Here is a 14,601-nt window from a genome sequence, read left to right as displayed (position 1 = left end):
ATGGCACGATTCGGCTATACCTTGATGACCGAACAGGCCGGCCCGAAAGAACTGGTCCGCCATGCAGTTCGGGCCGAAGAAGTCGGCTTCGACTTCGAAGTGATGAGTGATCATTACTCGCCGTGGCTGACCGAGCAGGGGCATGCGCCTTACGCCTGGTCGGTGCTGGGAGCAGTTGCCCATGCCACCGAGCGAGTCGGGTTGATGACGTATGTGACTTGTCCGACCGTCAGGTACCACCCTGCCGTGGTCGCGCAGAAAGCCGCGACGATCCAGATCCTCGCGGACGGGCGCTTCACACTGGGATTGGGAAGTGGCGAGAGCCTTAACGAGCATGTGGTCGGCGAGGGGTGGCCGTCCGTCGACACCCGGCACGACATGCTGCAGGAGGCAGTGAGCATCATTCGTGCACTGCTTGCCGGGGATCTGGTGAGCTGGAAGGGGGAGTACTTCGACGTTCAGTCCGCGCGGATCTGGGATCTCCCGGAGAACCCGGTTCCCCTGGCGCTGGCCATGTCCGGCGACAAGTCCGTCGAGCGTTTCGGTCCGATGGCCGATGACCTGATTGCCGTGCAACCGGATTCGGATCTGGTGCACCAGTGGAAGCACGTTCACGGCCGGGCGTACGGGTTGGCGCCAGCAGGCCGGACCATCGGTCAGATTCCGATCTCGTGGGATCCTGATCGCGACACGGCCATCGCTCGCGCTCATCAGCAGTTCCGGTGGTTCGGTGGGGGGTGGTCTGTGAACTCCGAACTACCCACACCGGCGAGTTTCGCAGGTGCGACTCAGTTCGTGCGCAAAGAGGATGTGGCGGAAAGTATTCCGTGTGGTCCTGATCTCGATGTCATCGTGGAGGCAGTCAAGGCGTACACCGATGCTGGGTTCACCGATGTGGCGCTGGTACAGATCGGTGGAGATACCCAAGACCGATTCTTCGACGAGGCAGCCAAGCCACTGCTCGAGGCTCTGCATGTCGAATTGGGTTGATCGAGAAAATCAATCGAGTTCCGCCGAGGGGGCTCGCGTCGAGTCGCGCGCTACCGCCGTGCAGCCGCGCCTGCTGCGCGACGAGGGCCAACCCCAAACCGCTTCCGGCGTCGCCGGCGCCGGTACCACGAACAAATCGTTCGAACATCGCTTCGCGTTCCGACGGCGCGATCACGGTGCCGTTGTCGTCGACGTATACCGTCGCCGAACCGGTGGCAGCCCCTGATCGGACGGTGATCTCGACTTCGTCGGCATTGCCGTGCCGAACGGAGTTGGTGACGGCGTTGGTCAACACCAGACGGATGCCCGCGGGAAAGGCCTGAACCGAAAGTTCTTCCGGTGCTTTCAAACGAACGTCGACCTGAGGGTGCAAACGGCCGGCGTCAGCGACGGCGCGATCGGCAACCTCCACGAGATCGACGTCGGCACAATCCTCCGGATCGGCCACTTCACCCAGGGCGAGCGTCTCGAGATCGGTCAGGGTGCGCTCGATCTGGCGCTGCGCCTCCAACAACTCGCTGGACAGTTCGCGGCGTTGGCTTTCCGTGAGATCCAGTGTTGCGAGAACTTCGAGATCGGTACGCATCGACGTGAGAGGTGTGCGTAGTTCGTGGGCGGAGACGCGAGCGAAATCGCGCGCCGACTCCAACGCCTCTTCGGTGCGGCTTCTATCGGTTTCGATGCGACTGAGCATGCTGTGGATTGCCTCCGACAGTTCTTCGGCTTCGCGCGTTCCGCGCACCGACGGTGCCCGGCGCGAGAGTCCTTCGACGTCGAGGTTGTTGCCGATCGAACTGGTGGTCTCGGTCAATTGCTGTAGAGGCCGGACGGCGCGGCCTGCGAGGAACCAGCCGAGCCCGGCCGCGGCAAGGATGGCGACCACTGCAGCAGCGGCCACCTGGAACTGCTGCTCACGGATTGCCTGGGTCAGTGGGTCTTCAGGGATGCTGACGGCCAGTGCGGCGCCGCTGTCGCCAGGCACGAGAACATCCCGACTGCGAACATCGGTGGTAGCCAAGGCGCTGACGGTCGTGGCGTTGAATCCAGGGCTGACCACGAATGGTTCTGTGGTTGCAGTTGGTGTTTCGATGAACAGGGGGCTCGGCGCACTCGCTGCGACGCCCAGGGTGACGGAATCGAGAGTGCGTTCGAGTTGTTCGGATCCGTTGACGCGCAGGAAGACCGCGAACGCAATTCCGATCGCGGCAATCACGATTCCGGCGGCCAGGCCCGACGCGATGGCTACCCGGGTCTGAAGTGACAGCGGCCGCTTCATCGTTCGGCCCTCAGGACGAAGCCCACTCCGCGCACCGTGTGGATCACGCGGGGCGCCCCGTCGACTTCGAGTTTCTTGCGTAGGTAGGTGACGAAGACGTCGACGACATTGGTGTCGGCCGCGAAGTCGTAACCCCAGACGAGTCGCAGGAGTTGTGCGCGACTGAGTACGACACCGGCATGCTCGGCGAGTACCGACAACAGGTCGAATTCTCTTTTGGTGAGTTCGATTCGCCTACCGTCGATGTGTGCTCGATGGCCACGGAGATCGACCGTCAGCGGTCCCACCGTGATCGGATGGTCGACCGACGGAGTGGCTCGCGTCGTGCGTCGTAGCAATGCGCGCAGTCTGGCGACGAGCTCGGCCAATTCGAAGGGCTTGGTGAGGTAGTCGTCGGCGCCCGCCTCCAGCCCCGCGATGCGGTCACCCACGGAACTTCGGGCGCTGAGTACGCAGATCGGAACCTCGTTGCCGATCGCGCGCAGGGCGGTTACCACTCCGACGCCGTCGAGGCCGGGCATGTTGACGTCGAGAACGAGTGCGGCCGGGCATTGCTTGTTCACCGATGACAAGGCCGATCGTCCGTCGACGGCAGTTGCCGTGTCGAAGCCCGACAATCGGAGTCCACGTTCGAGCGAATTCAGAACCTTCGCGTCGTCGTCAACGATCAGGATGCGCTCGCGTGTACTCACTCCAGCCATGGTGCCATCGGATTGCGACCTGGGGCCTCGCTCGGAGCGAGGGCCGCCGCATTCTCATCAACTCCTAAGAAACCGACAACAGATCTGCAGTGTTGGCTTCATAACCTCGGGTTTCTCGGATGCGACCGCGCCGAGAATTCGAGAACGTTCGATCAAGGAGAACAACGATGACGCGATTGAAAGTGAACGGCAAGCGGGCCAGCCGGACCGGTGTGGTGGTGGCGTCGGTGGCGGTCCTCGGTATGGCCGTGGCGCCGGGAATCGCCTGGGCTTCCAACCCGATTTCCGACGGGTCGCCGGTGGCGGTGCGATCGATCGCGACCGCTCCGTCAGAGGCGGGTGTGGCTCCGGAAGTAGCGTGTGGTGCCGCGACGCCGATTTCCGACGAGGAACTGCAGAAGCTCATCGACGAGGGCAAGGTTGTGCGCGCCGAGGAGGCGGGTACAGCCGCAATCACGATCGAAGTCCCTGGCGACGCCGCGACATTCATTGCGCGTGAAGGGGTGCCGGCGTTGCCGACCGTCGAATGGGCTCCGGCGATCGAGGGTGTTCCGGCAGAGGTGCTCAACATGGCAGGCGTCGCTCCGCTGGAGGAAGGCGTTGCCCTGTCATGCGCGGTTGCTGCGGGCTGACGAGCGAAAAAAGCTCCGCATGAACCGCTTTGACCTGGAACGGTACGGCCGTACTCAACCGGGTCCGGAGGTTGGTCAACCCTGTCGGTAGCACTTGCTACGTTCGGGGCGGTCTCGGCGAGCATGCCGGGGCCGTCGCCGACGGCGTCATGTGCGTGGTGTCTTGCAGAGGGTGCGGTACGGCCTGATGCGGGGCGCGTTTCGAAAGGTGTTGTGTTTCATGGTCATGGGCCCCACCCACGCGATGTCCGGTGCTGCTGTGGGGTTGGTGGTTGCAGAGTTGTTGCCTCTCGATTGGGGAGGGCCCACATCCACCGCTGAAACCTTGACCTTTGCCGGTGTGTGCGCGGGAGCCGCCTTGCTTCCCGACCTCGATACCGGTCAGTCGACGGTTTCCCGATCATTCGGTCCGCTCAGCAAAGCGCTGGCCAAAGGTATCGACGCAATTTCGGTGACCTTCTACCGCATCACCAAAGGCAAGAAGGACGGCAAGCGTCGTGGTGGGCATCGGACGCTCACGCACACCGCGCTGTTTGCCGCCGGTCTTGGGGCCGGGGTCTCGGCGCTGGTTGTTCAGTTCGGGAAGCCCGCCATCATCATCACGCTGTTCTTCTGCCTCGGGCTGGCGATCCGAGGATTGGCGGGTGAATTGGCCAAGGAGAAGGGGTGGCTCGCCGTCTCCGCCGTTGCGTTGGTGCTCTCGGCCCTCACCTGGCAGTGGTATCCGAGTGAGGCCGGATCCACCGGGCTAGGTGTTGCAGTGGCACTGGGCTGCGCCACACACTGTCTCGGCGATGCGATCACCAAGGAAGGGGTGCCGTTTCTCGCGCCCCTGATTCCGCTCGGCGGCAAGCGGTGGTGGGAACAACGGCTGCCGTCATTTCTGTCCATCCGCGCAGGTGGGAACCTCGAGAAGATTCTGATCGGGCCGGCGCTGACGGTCCTGACTGCCTGGTTGATCATCAGTGCTTTCGACGGCGCCCCGGAAGCGATCTACGCCGTCTTCGCTCCGATGGTGCAGTGAGCATCTAAATCTTTTATTACGGAACCACTGGCATCGTAATCATATTTGTTCTACGTTCGTCCCTGACATGAACCGAGTCGGCTGACGGAGTGAGCAGTGGTGCATCAAGCAGAGCGCAAGGCGGAGCACAGCTCGAGAGAAGACGGTGTGAGCCGGCGCGGATTTCTCGCAGCGAGTGTCGGCGCAGCTGCTCTCGCGGGTATTTCCTGGGCACCGGCGGGAGCTGTTCCCTGGGGCTCGGCATCGACCATCGCGCCACCGCCCGGATTTCCGTCGGACATTCCGTTGTCACAGCAGGCATACGCGAACTGGTCGCGAGAAATCATGCTCGAGAGTGTGTGGACGGCGACGGCGCGTCACAGCGACGACGTCGTCACCCTCGCCAACTGGGCGTTCGACAACGGGTACACAGTGCGTGCGAAGGGAACGATGCACGGGTGGAGTCCGTTGACGGTGGTGCCCGGCGCGCCTTCGGATCGAGTTCTGCTGGTCGATACGATGGCGAACTTGAATTCGGTTGTGGTGCAGCACGGCACGCCCGCAACAGTCACGGCGGGCGCCGGCGCCAGTATCGAAGCGATTCTGACAGCGCTCGAGCGCGAGGGGCTCGGGTGGGCCAACTCTCCGGCGATCGGTGAGCTGTCCATCGCCGGGGCACTGGCGATCGGCGCTCACGGGGCAACGTATCCGGCGGTGGGGGAGACGTTTACCCCTGGCCAGTCGTATGGTTCGCTGAGCAACCTGATCACCGAGATCACGGTGGTGGCGTGGGACGAAGGCAGCAATCGCTACGCGCTGAAGACTTTTCACCGATCAGATGACGAGATCACGGCTTTCCTGACTCACCTGGGCCGAACCTTCGTCACCTCCGTGACGCTGCAAGCCGGGGAGAATTATCGGCTGCGGTGCCAGAGTTTCACCGACATTCCGTGGCAAGAACTCTTTGCTGCTCCCGGTTCGCCAGGGCGTACCTACGAGAGTTTTGTCGAGAAATCCGGACGGGTGGAGGCGATCTGGTTCCCGTTCACGCAAACACCGTGGCTCAAGGTCTGGACGCCGACCCCGGTCAAACCGCCGGAGTCCCGAGAGGTGAGCGGGCCGTACAACTACTTCTTCTCCGACGCGATTCCCGAAGAAGTCACCACCCCGTTGGGGATGGTGGCGCAGGGCCTTCAAGCTGCGACACCGCTGTTCGGCGCCTCTCAGTTCGGAGCTGTAGCAGCAGGATTGGCGCTGACCGACACCGACGATCTGTGGGGCTGGTCAAAAGATGTTCTGTTCTACCTGCGGCACACGACGTTGCGCGTAGTAGCGGGCGGCGGCGCGGTGATCACCAAGCGGTCCAACATCGGCCGAGTCGTCCACGAGATGACGAGTTGGTTGAACGAGCGAATGACGCACTACGCGTCGCTGGGGCAGTATCCCGTCAACATGCCGTTCGAAGTGCGTCTCTGTGGTGTCGATGACAGTGGCGAAGTCCTTGTCGACAGCGCCGGCGTGCCGGATCTGTCAGCGGTGCGGCCCCGGGCGGATCGTCAGGACTGGGATACGGCGATCTGGATGAACGTGGTCTCGATTCCCGGCACCGCGGGATTGCCCGCGTTCCTTCGCGAGATGGAACGGTGGATGGTCGCGAACTACTCCGGCGATTACGCGACTTTCCGTCCGGAGTGGTCCAAGGGATGGGCATTCACCGATCAAGCTGCGTACCAGGACGACGAATTCCTCACCAGCACAGTGCCTGCCACCTTTCGTGCCGGTGGCGACGGGAACTGGGACTTCGCTCTCGCCACGCTGGACGAACACGACCCGCACCGCGTCTTCAGCAATACGTTCATCGACCGCGTCTTGCCACCCAGCTGAATCTCTTACTGCGGTTGTGGTTTGCGCCAGCGCACGTCGGAGATGCGGATGCGCTGATTGTTGTCACCGTTCCAGTCGACGCTCAGTCCCTGGGCTCGGAGTGCGTCGGCTACCTGGCGCCCGACGGTCTGATCGGTGTGCGCGATCATCTGTGCCTTGGCGGTTTCGTCGCCGCCGAACGCGGCGGAGACCAGCGCGGGATCGAGATCGTGGGCCGGACGAAACGCACTGTAGGACAAGTAGAGATCGGACGGCTCGTCGCCGAGACGCTCCGCATCTTGCATGTGGAAGAACGTGTACGCCCACTGAGCAAAGGGATACCCGTTCTCGTCCGGTTCGGACGGCGTGCGTTCGTCGTCGATTTCGGTAGTGCCGCACTGCACGCAGCAGGTGAAGTTCATGCGGGCCACGATGCCGTTGCGCTCGAGTTCTGCGAAGGCGGCGGATACGCGCTCGAAGTCGCCGGGACCCGCCCACTGGGTCTGCTCCCCGAGCCTTCGGTCCCAGACCTCACGCACTACTGCGTCGATCTGTCTGCCGAGTTCATCGTTCTCGAAACCGCCCTCGACACAGTCTCGGGCGGCTTCGCAGATTTCATCGAACGTCGCGAACCCGGGGACTACCAATTCGCGTGCTTGCTCACGGACGGCCACGATGTCGGCCGCGCTGAGCACCGTTGCAGGCTGACGTGACCGTGCTGACCGTGACGGTGCTGACCGTGACCAGGGCAATCGCATACCGGCACCGTACTGCACCGATCCGGCCGTCAGGCGTCGGCTGCTGCCTTTGTTTCCTCCTCGGTCGACGGGGCAGGCTTGTTCGGGATGAGCGCGGTGGCGATCAGGCCGACCACGACAAATCCGGCCGCAAGGTATCCGCCGAGTGTGATCCCGTGAGTCATTGCAGACTGTGCAGCGTCTGCGACGAAAGCGGTGCTCGGTGACCCGGCCAGCGAGTCGATGGCGGCGCCCGCGCTGTCGGTGACAGCACGCGTCAACTGATCAGCCTGAGCTTGGTCGACACCGGACTCGGTGAGGTCGTTGTTCAGCGTGGAATTGAGAGTGCTGAAGAAGACCGTGGTGAGGACAGCGATGCCCAGTGCGGATCCGAGTTGGCGGAACGCACTCTGAATGCCGGAGCCTTGACCGGCGCTCTGCTCGGGAATCTCCTCGAGCACGACGTTGGTCACCTGCGCAGTCGCAAAACCGACACCGATGCCGTAGAAGAAGAGCACTGCGGCGATAGTCCACCAGGGGCTGTCTGTTGCAGCGATGAATCCGAGACCGGCGAGACCGAGCGCTTCGAGGGCCAAACCGATACGGACCAAGCCCAACGGCGAGACCTTCGACGCCATTCCGAAGCTCGCACCACTGGCGACAAAGCTGCCGATGGCAATGGGAACCAGCGCGAGCCCTGCCTGGAGTGCGCTGTACCCGAGCGTGAACTGAAGCCAGAGGGGAAGCACCGCAACGATTCCGAACTCACCGAGCCCGATGATCAGCGTCGCGATGTTGCCGTTGCGGAACGACGAGATGGAGAACAGCCGTACGTCCATCAGCGCCCGCGACGGATCGTCGCTGCGGGTGAGCATGGTTTGACGGTAGGCGAACGCACCGAGCGACAGAACGGCGAGAACCAACGCCACCAGAACCGGCGACGGTCCGCTGGACCACGACAGGCCGAACAGATCGAAGGGTTCCTTCGTCGTCAGCCACCCATACGTACGTCCCTCGACGAGGCCGAAGGCGAGCAGGCCCAGGCCGGCGATGGACAGTGCCGCTCCGGTGGTGTCGATGCGCCCAGCGGTGCGGGGTGAGGGCGCGATGAACAGCACCGCGCCGATCAGAATGAGCGCAGCAAGCGGAATATTGATGCCGAATGCCCAACGCCATGAGGCATGTTCGGCAAGCCAGCCGCCGAGTAGTGGGCCAAGGGCGGAAGCAGCACCGATGGTGGAACCCCAGACTGCGAAGGCCTGGCCGCGGGCTTTGCCGGTGAACATCGCGTTCAGAAGCGACAGTGAGGTGGGCAGGATCATGGCCGCGCCGGCGCCCTGCAGGAATCGCGCCAGGATGAGCAGGCCGCCGTTCGGTGCCAGTCCGGCCAGCAGGCTCGTTGCGCCGAACACGACGACACCGGTGATGAAGATGCGACGGGCGCCGACCAGGTCCGCAACTCTGCCGACCAGTAGCAGGAGCGCCGCGAACACGATTGCGTAGGACTCTTGGATCCATTGAGCCTGAACGGAGTTGATCCCGAGATCTTCGATGATCGAGGGAACTATGACGTTGACGATAGTGGTGTCGACGACGATCAGTGCCACGCCGAGTGCGATGGCGATCAGGCCCAACCACTTGCGAGTGGTGGGTGAGATGTTCACGAATAAACCTCCATTGTGAAGTAACTTCACAGTGAAGGTATATTTGAGGCGGTAAGTTGTCAACGTGCGCGCTGGGCTCGACCGGCCGCCGTCTGGCACAGGAAAGGTGGGATCACGGGGTGGAAGCACCGCGCGACATCTCCGTGGAGCGGGAGCGGCTGATGGACGAATTCCGCGCGTACGGTGGGACGTTCACCGAATTCAGTCATCGATTCGCGTCGTGGCTCGGCCTGCATTCCACCGACGCGACTGCCTTGATGGAAATCACAGCTGCCGAGGAGAAGGGGACGCCGCTCTCGCCCGCCCGCCTCGGAGAGCGGATCTCGCTGACGTCGGGCGCAACCACCGCGTTGCTCAACCGCCTGGAGAAGGCGGGACATATCGTCCGGACCCGTGAGAATGCAGACCGTCGCGTGGTCACGCTGCACAGCAGTGCGCATGTGCAGGACCTCGCGGACGAGTTCTTCGGCCCACTTGCCGTGCGACTCGACGCCATGATGGAGAAATACCCGCCCGAACTGCTCAGTCGATTCGAGGAATTTCTCGTCGACCTGCACTCGACGATGAACGAACACCTCGAGCAGGACAACCGCTGAACAAAAAAGCCGCCCGACTCCGGAGAGTCGGGCGGCTTTTTTGTGTCGGTGACGGCTACTTGCCGAGCTTGGCCTGCAGGTCGTCGAGAACCAGGCCTGCGCCTGTCGGGCCGAGGCCCAGGAACCAGGTCTCGTCACTCACCTCGGTGGCGCGGCCTTCCTTGACTGCGTCCATGCTTGCCCACAGCGGACCGGCGACAACGGTGGTCTGACCGGTGTCTGCGGGATTTCCGTAGCTGGAGTAGAAGATTCGGTCACCCTCTGCCTCGGTGATCGTTTCCGGGCTGACCTCGACGGCCAACTCGTTGATGTCCTGGATCGCCGGGCGTGGCAGGCCGACATCCTTCAAGATGACGCCGATGAACGACAGGTTGCCGTACAGGCGCAGCTTCCCGGACATGAAGCGAACCAGCGAGATCGTCGGCGAACCGTCGATCGACTCACGGACCTGATCCGCGTGCGTCTGGTAGTCGTTGAGAACCTGCTCGGCCTTGGTCTCCTCGCCGAGTGCGTCACCGGCAAGGAGGAAGTTCTCCTTCCACGGGAAGCCGGGGCGGATGCTGAAGACCGTCGGCGCGATTGCCGAGAGCTGCGGGTAAAGCTTGTCCTGGCGCAGCTTGCTGCCGAGGATCAGATCGGGCTGCAGTGCGGTGATCGCCTCGAGGTTGAGGTTGTTGGTCGTGCCGACATCGGGGACGCCGACCAATTTGTCAGCCAGGTACGACGGCTGACCGGCGGCACTTTCCGGGCTGGCGATGCCGACCGGGGTGATCCCGAGCGAGAGGACCTCGTCGAGTTCGCCGCTGTCGAGGACGACGACACGGGTCGGCTTGGCCTCGAGGGTGGTCTCGCCCAGAGCATGGGTGATGGTGCGTGGGAACTCGCCGGGCGCAGCATCGCTGCCGAGCTTCGCGGTTTCCGTGTCGGCGGTGCTGAACAGCTTGCCGCCGGTTGCGACATCGGTGTTGCCGTTTGCGTTGCCGCCGGCGTCGGAAGAACCGCAGGCCGTAGCGGCAAAAACAGTCGCCAGGGCAACCATGGCGACCCGGACCGACGTGCGGCTCCGGAGAGTGGTGCGTGAATGCATTAGGCTACCCTACCTTCCGGCTATCGGGCTTGGTCAGAGAGGTATCCGCACCGTTGATGCCAGGTGAGCAGCGCGTCAGGTCTCGCTCAGCGGGACCGCTACGCAATTCGGACTACAGGGTGCGACCAACGTGTTAGCTTCGCGAAAGACCTGTACTGGTAAGCGAAGACGCGTGTAGTGAGGATTTCGATGACCCTGAACATTGCCGATCTGTTCGAGGCCGTTGCCGATGCGATCCCCGATCGGGTTCCCTTGATTCTGGAAGACGCGCGGTTGAACTACGCCGAACTCGAACTGCGATCGAACCGACTCGCACATCATCTGCAGTCCGTCGGCGTCGAGCCGGGGCAGCACGTCGGTATTCACATGCGTAACTGCGTCGAGTACGTCGAAGCGCTCCTGGCTTGCTTGAAGATCAGAGCAGTGCCGATCAACGTCAACTTCCGCTACACCGATGCAGAACTCCTGTACATCTACACCAACTCTCAAATGGTGGCATTACTCGTCGAAGAGGAATTCGCGCCGACGGCATTGGCCGTGGTTCCGCAGTGTCCGGAGATCTCCCACGTGCTGATCGTCGGCGACGACTATGAGAACGCCCTTGCCGCGCAGACTGATACTCGCGACTTCGGCCCGCGAAGCAACGACGACCATTTCATCATCTACACCGGCGGCACGACCGGAATGCCCAAGGGCGTGGTGTGGCGGCACGAGGACTTCTTCTTCGCCGCGCTGTCCGGAGCGAACCTCAGCGGGCCGCCGCGTCGGAGTCTCGAAGAGGTTGTGGATGCGGCCGTGGCGAACACCAATCCGACTGTGCTGCTACTCATCCCGCCGCTCATGCATGGAGCCGCGATCTATTCACTGCTCACGGCTTTCCTCATGGGAGCGCCCCGAGTGCTGACTCGCAGCTTCGATCCGACGGAAGTGCTGCGACTGGTCGAGGCCGAGAAGATCACCGGAATCACCGTCGTCGGAGACGCGATTGCTCGGCCGATCGCCGACGCCATCGCCGCAAGCGAAGGCCGCTACGACCTTTCGACTCTCAAACTGATCGGGTCGGGTGGCGCATTGTTCTCCCCGAACCTGAAGGCAGAACTGACAACCCGATTACCGGGACTGGTGATCAAGGATGCCTTCGGTGCTTCGGAATCCGGCAACGACGGCGTCGTCGAATTCGGTGAGGACGGTTCAAAGCGAATTCGATCCAACCCCAACATGATTCTTGTCGACGACGAATTTCGTCGCATCGAACCAGGCTCGGGCACAACCGGTTTCATCGCCAGGGCCGGCCATGTCCCCGTGGCCTACTTCGACGACCCCGCCAAGACTGCTGCAACTTTTCCTGTCGTCGACGGGGTGCGTCTGGCGGTACTCGGGGACATGGGCACGATGGAAGCCGACGGAACCATCGTGCTGCTCGGGCGCGGTTCGATGTGCATCAACTCCGGCGGCGAGAAGGTCTACCCCGAAGAAGTGGAGCAGGCGCTCAAAACTCACCCGGCAGTTTTCGACGCTTTGGTAGCGGGCGCGCCCGACGCACGATTCGGTGAGAAGGTCGCCGCTGTCGTGCAGGTTCGGCCGGGGTTCGAAGATGTTGCGACGGAATCATTGTCGGAGCACTGCCGCACCCACGTGGCTGGGTACAAGATCCCCCGGTCGATCGTGCTGGTACCCAGCATCCTCCGCTCACCCAGTGGGAAGGCCGACTACCGTTGGGCTCGCGAAACCGTAGCGGGAGTGTGAATCACCTTCCGATACTTCGGACGACGCACCACTCGTTTCCCCCTGGATCCAGCAGCACCTGAAAGGTACCGGCCGGGTCCTGCTGGACAGTACCGACCCGAGTTGCGCCGAGGCGCTCGGCGGCCTCGGTTGCAGCGACGACGTCATCCACGCTGACGTCGATGTGTAGACGATTCTTCGTCAGCTTGGATTCCGGTACGCGCTGGAACGCGAGGCGGGTCCATCCTGGAGGGTCGACAAACGCCCACGCGGTGTTTCGCTCCACTGGTTGTCCGCCGAGGATTCCGGCCCAGAATTTCGCCAGTGCGATAGGAGACGAGCAGTCGACGACCACCTCATCAACCTGCCCGATCACCGCTTCACAGCTCCGCTGAATTCGGCTGTCACAACTGTGCTGAATTCGGCTGTCACAGCTGCGCTCAATTCGGCTGTCACAGCCAGGGCTCGATCGGCTTCTTCACCCACATGATCTTCTCGTCCGGATGCTCACGCCGAGCTTCGGGACGGTCAGGGTTAGCGGCTGCCCACACAGCTTTCTCGTCGAGCAGTCCGGCCGCGATGGTCCAGGTCTCCCGCGTGCTCGGCGGATTGGCGCCGGCCGCACGTGCGAGTTTGCGCAGCCGATCATCGGGCATGTCGAGCAACTCTGCGCTACTGATATCGCGATCCCAGGCGAACTTGGCCAGGCCGACGGCTTTCTCGCGTCGGCTACGGCTCGCCATGTCGTTGTGCGCAAAGTCTGGTTGGGATGCCACGGCTTCACCTTATCGTCAACGCAATCGAGGCCCTCCCGCGTGAGCGGAAGGGCCTCGATTACTGTTCTTCACTGTCGGGGTGGCGGGATTTGAACCCACGACCTCTTCGTCCCGAACGAAGCGCGCTACCAAGCTGCGCCACACCCCGTGTCGAACCTCGGTTAGCTTACATTACCGAGTCGACTGACATTAAATCCGCAGGTCAGTTGCGTAGAACCGACGCTGGAGACTCTGCGGAACTGTGTGCTGAGACGTGCTCCGGTTCGCGCCTGGTGGCCGGAACCAGAGTCAACAGAGTTGCCTCGGGGCGGCAGCAGAAGCGTGCCGGAGCCCACGGCGAAGTGCCGATGCCCGCGGAGACGTGCAGCTGGGTGTGCGCGCCCCACTTCGACGGCCCCTTGACCCGGGATCGATCGATCTGGCAGTTGGTGACCAACGCGCCGTAGAACGGAAGGCACAGCTGACCACCGTGCGTGTGGCCGGCGAGCACAAGATCGTAACCGTCGTCGGCGAACCGATCGAGAACTCGAGGTTCGGGCGAGTGCGTCAGACCAAGCTTGAGCTGGGCGACGGGATTGGGTGTTCCGGCGACGGTGTCGTAGCGATCACGCTTCAGGTGCGGATCGTCGACGCCGGCGGCTGCGATGCGAATACCGGCCACTTCGAGCTCGCGGCGCACGTGGGTCATGTCCAGCCATCCACGCTCGGTGAACGCGGCCCGCAGATCGCCCCAGGGGAGGGGATCCCCGGTGATGCGCTTGTCCTTGTTGAAGATGTAGCTCAGTGGGTTCTTCGGTTTCGGAGCGAAGTAGTCGTTGCTGCCGAAGACGAACAGACCCGGCCGAGCCAACAGATCACCGAGCGCCTGGACCACTGCCGGGACGCTGCGCTGATGCGACAAGTTGTCGCCGGTGTTGACCACGAGGTCGGGGTCGAGGCCTTCGAGCTCACGCAACCAATTCTGTTTCAACCGTTGGTTCGGCATCATGTGCAGGTCGCTGAGATGGAGGACCCGCAGCGACGACGAACCGGGCGCCAGGACTGGCATCGTCACCTCACGCAGTGCAAATGCATTGCGTTCGATGCCGGATGCGTACCCGATCCCTAGTGCAGCGGCGCCCGCGGCACCAAGTGCGGTGCGGGTCAGATTGGTGCGGAACTGGGAAGACACCTCTCAAGGATACGGGTGTGGCGTTCTTCTGCGTCGCTCTCGCCGCCATTTGCAGCTATTCCACAGAGAATTGTGTCCGGGCGGAGGTAACTATCGGCACGCTCGAAACGCCGAGCGCGTAACGTTTCCACCATGTCCGACACGACACCATCGCTCAAAGCCACCCTCCGAACCGACATGGTTGCATCCATGAAGGCGAAGGATCCGCTACGTACAGCCACCCTTCGGATGCTCATGGCAGCCATCCAGACCGAAGAGGTGGCCGGTAAGGAAGCACGAGTCCTCACCGACGAAGAAATCATCAAAGTCCTTGCAAAGGAATCGAAGAAGCGCGGCGAATCGGCCGAGATCTACACCGAGAACGGCCGCGGTGAGCTTGC

General features: G+C 62.8%; 15 protein-coding genes and 1 tRNA gene. 7 read left to right on the top strand and 9 right to left on the bottom strand.

Translation table 11 applies throughout. From position 1 onward, the window contains the following. Positions 1-990, top strand: coding sequence for an LLM class F420-dependent oxidoreductase (locus tag AC1DWA_RS09495; protein WP_020723628.1), 990 nt, complete (start codon positions 1-3; stop codon positions 988-990). On the opposite strand, the gene AC1DWA_RS09490 is transcribed toward AC1DWA_RS09495, so the two are convergent. Then, positions 887-2,266: a sensor histidine kinase gene (locus AC1DWA_RS09490; protein WP_020968245.1), complete on the bottom strand. Its 1,380-nt coding sequence runs from the start codon at positions 2,264-2,266 to the stop codon at positions 887-889. The genes AC1DWA_RS09495 and AC1DWA_RS09490 overlap by 104 nt on opposite strands. Then, positions 2,263-2,967 (bottom strand): response regulator transcription factor, encoded by a 705-nt coding sequence (locus tag AC1DWA_RS09485; protein WP_003943475.1) that lies wholly within the window; start codon positions 2,965-2,967, stop codon positions 2,263-2,265. Before AC1DWA_RS09485 ends, AC1DWA_RS09490 begins: the two co-directional genes overlap by 4 nt. A gap of 167 nt (positions 2,968-3,134) precedes the next feature. On the opposite strand from AC1DWA_RS09485, the gene AC1DWA_RS09480 reads away from it, so the two are divergent. The 3 genes from AC1DWA_RS09480 (at position 3,135) to AC1DWA_RS09470 (ending at position 6,486) form a co-directional block, all read left to right on the top strand. After that, positions 3,135-3,599, top strand: a complete 465-nt coding sequence (locus AC1DWA_RS09480; protein WP_019746594.1) for a hypothetical protein — start codon at positions 3,135-3,137, stop codon at positions 3,597-3,599. 220 nt (positions 3,600-3,819) lie between these two features. Beyond that, on the top strand, positions 3,820-4,623 hold the full coding sequence (locus tag AC1DWA_RS09475) for a metal-dependent hydrolase (RefSeq protein WP_007732353.1): 804 nt from the start codon (positions 3,820-3,822) through the stop codon (positions 4,621-4,623). Positions 4,624-4,719: 96 nt separating this feature from the next. Beyond that, the gene (locus tag AC1DWA_RS09470) at positions 4,720-6,486 is read left to right on the top strand and encodes a cholesterol oxidase substrate-binding domain-containing protein (RefSeq protein WP_477846647.1); all 1,767 of its coding nucleotides are present in this window, start codon (positions 4,720-4,722) and stop codon (positions 6,484-6,486) included. A 5-nt stretch (positions 6,487-6,491) separates the two neighbouring features. Here AC1DWA_RS09470 and AC1DWA_RS09465 read toward each other — a convergent pair whose 3' ends face one another. Further along, positions 6,492-7,160: a DUF6891 domain-containing protein gene (locus AC1DWA_RS09465; protein ID WP_477846646.1), complete on the bottom strand. Its 669-nt coding sequence runs from the start codon at positions 7,158-7,160 to the stop codon at positions 6,492-6,494. A gap of 92 nt (positions 7,161-7,252) precedes the next feature. Further along, a complete protein-coding gene (locus AC1DWA_RS09460) occupies positions 7,253-8,866 on the bottom strand; it encodes a DHA2 family efflux MFS transporter permease subunit (RefSeq protein WP_477846645.1) in 1,614 nt (537 codons plus the stop codon). A gap of 119 nt (positions 8,867-8,985) precedes the next feature. On the opposite strand from AC1DWA_RS09460, the gene AC1DWA_RS09455 reads away from it, so the two are divergent. Continuing rightward, positions 8,986-9,462 carry a MarR family winged helix-turn-helix transcriptional regulator gene (locus AC1DWA_RS09455; protein WP_020968249.1) on the top strand — a complete coding sequence of 159 codons (477 nt, stop codon included), beginning with the start codon at positions 8,986-8,988 and terminating at the stop codon, positions 9,460-9,462. Positions 9,463-9,517: 55 nt separating this feature from the next. Here AC1DWA_RS09455 and AC1DWA_RS09450 read toward each other — a convergent pair whose 3' ends face one another. Beyond that, positions 9,518-10,549: an ABC transporter substrate-binding protein gene (locus AC1DWA_RS09450; RefSeq protein WP_019746600.1), complete on the bottom strand. Its 1,032-nt coding sequence runs from the start codon at positions 10,547-10,549 to the stop codon at positions 9,518-9,520. Positions 10,550-10,738: 189 nt separating this feature from the next. On the opposite strand from AC1DWA_RS09450, the gene AC1DWA_RS09445 reads away from it, so the two are divergent. Continuing rightward, a complete protein-coding gene (locus AC1DWA_RS09445) occupies positions 10,739-12,295 on the top strand; it encodes an acyl-CoA synthetase (RefSeq protein WP_195791602.1) in 1,557 nt (518 codons plus the stop codon). Between the two features lies 1 nt (position 12,296). On the opposite strand, the gene AC1DWA_RS09440 is transcribed toward AC1DWA_RS09445, so the two are convergent. From AC1DWA_RS09440 to AC1DWA_RS09425, 4 genes are all read right to left on the bottom strand, one after another. After that, positions 12,297-12,650, bottom strand: a complete 354-nt coding sequence (locus AC1DWA_RS09440; protein ID WP_477846644.1) for a VOC family protein — start codon at positions 12,648-12,650, stop codon at positions 12,297-12,299. A gap of 76 nt (positions 12,651-12,726) precedes the next feature. Next, positions 12,727-13,050, bottom strand: a complete 324-nt coding sequence (locus AC1DWA_RS09435; protein WP_069147148.1) for a hypothetical protein — start codon at positions 13,048-13,050, stop codon at positions 12,727-12,729. Positions 13,051-13,124: 74 nt separating this feature from the next. Further along, positions 13,125-13,198: transfer RNA gene (locus tag AC1DWA_RS09430), tRNA-Pro, on the bottom strand. Positions 13,199-13,252: 54 nt separating this feature from the next. Next, a complete protein-coding gene (locus AC1DWA_RS09425; RefSeq protein ID WP_003943461.1) occupies positions 13,253-14,221 on the bottom strand; it encodes a metallophosphoesterase in 969 nt (322 codons plus the stop codon). A gap of 132 nt (positions 14,222-14,353) precedes the next feature. Between AC1DWA_RS09425 and AC1DWA_RS09420 the strand changes: the two genes are divergently transcribed. Continuing rightward, positions 14,354-14,601: GatB/YqeY domain-containing protein (locus AC1DWA_RS09420; RefSeq protein ID WP_477916624.1), on the top strand; the 248-nt coding region annotated here is incomplete at its 3' end.

The organism is Rhodococcus sp. P4_F3_2, assembly GCF_056401335.1.
The sequence above is the reverse complement of the archived record's forward strand: the minus strand, read 5'-3'. Positions and strand labels throughout refer to the sequence as shown.

What these genes read in the sequence shown, in the direction of transcription:
- AC1DWA_RS09445 (WP_195791602.1), top strand. Translation starts at nt 10,739, where the DNA reads ATGACCCTGAACATTGCCGATCTGTTCGAGGCCGTTGCCGATGCGATC.
- AC1DWA_RS09450 (WP_019746600.1), bottom strand. Translation starts at nt 10,549, where the DNA reads ATGCATTCACGCACCACTCTCCGGAGCCGCACGTCGGTCCGGGTCGCC.
- AC1DWA_RS09495 (WP_020723628.1), top strand. Translation starts at nt 1, where the DNA reads ATGGCACGATTCGGCTATACCTTGATGACCGAACAGGCCGGCCCGAAA.
- AC1DWA_RS09475 (WP_007732353.1), top strand. Translation starts at nt 3,820, where the DNA reads ATGGTCATGGGCCCCACCCACGCGATGTCCGGTGCTGCTGTGGGGTTG.
- AC1DWA_RS09490 (WP_020968245.1), bottom strand. Translation starts at nt 2,266, where the DNA reads ATGAAGCGGCCGCTGTCACTTCAGACCCGGGTAGCCATCGCGTCGGGC.
- AC1DWA_RS09485 (WP_003943475.1), bottom strand. Translation starts at nt 2,967, where the DNA reads ATGGCTGGAGTGAGTACACGCGAGCGCATCCTGATCGTTGACGACGAC.
- AC1DWA_RS09480 (WP_019746594.1), top strand. Translation starts at nt 3,135, where the DNA reads ATGACGCGATTGAAAGTGAACGGCAAGCGGGCCAGCCGGACCGGTGTG.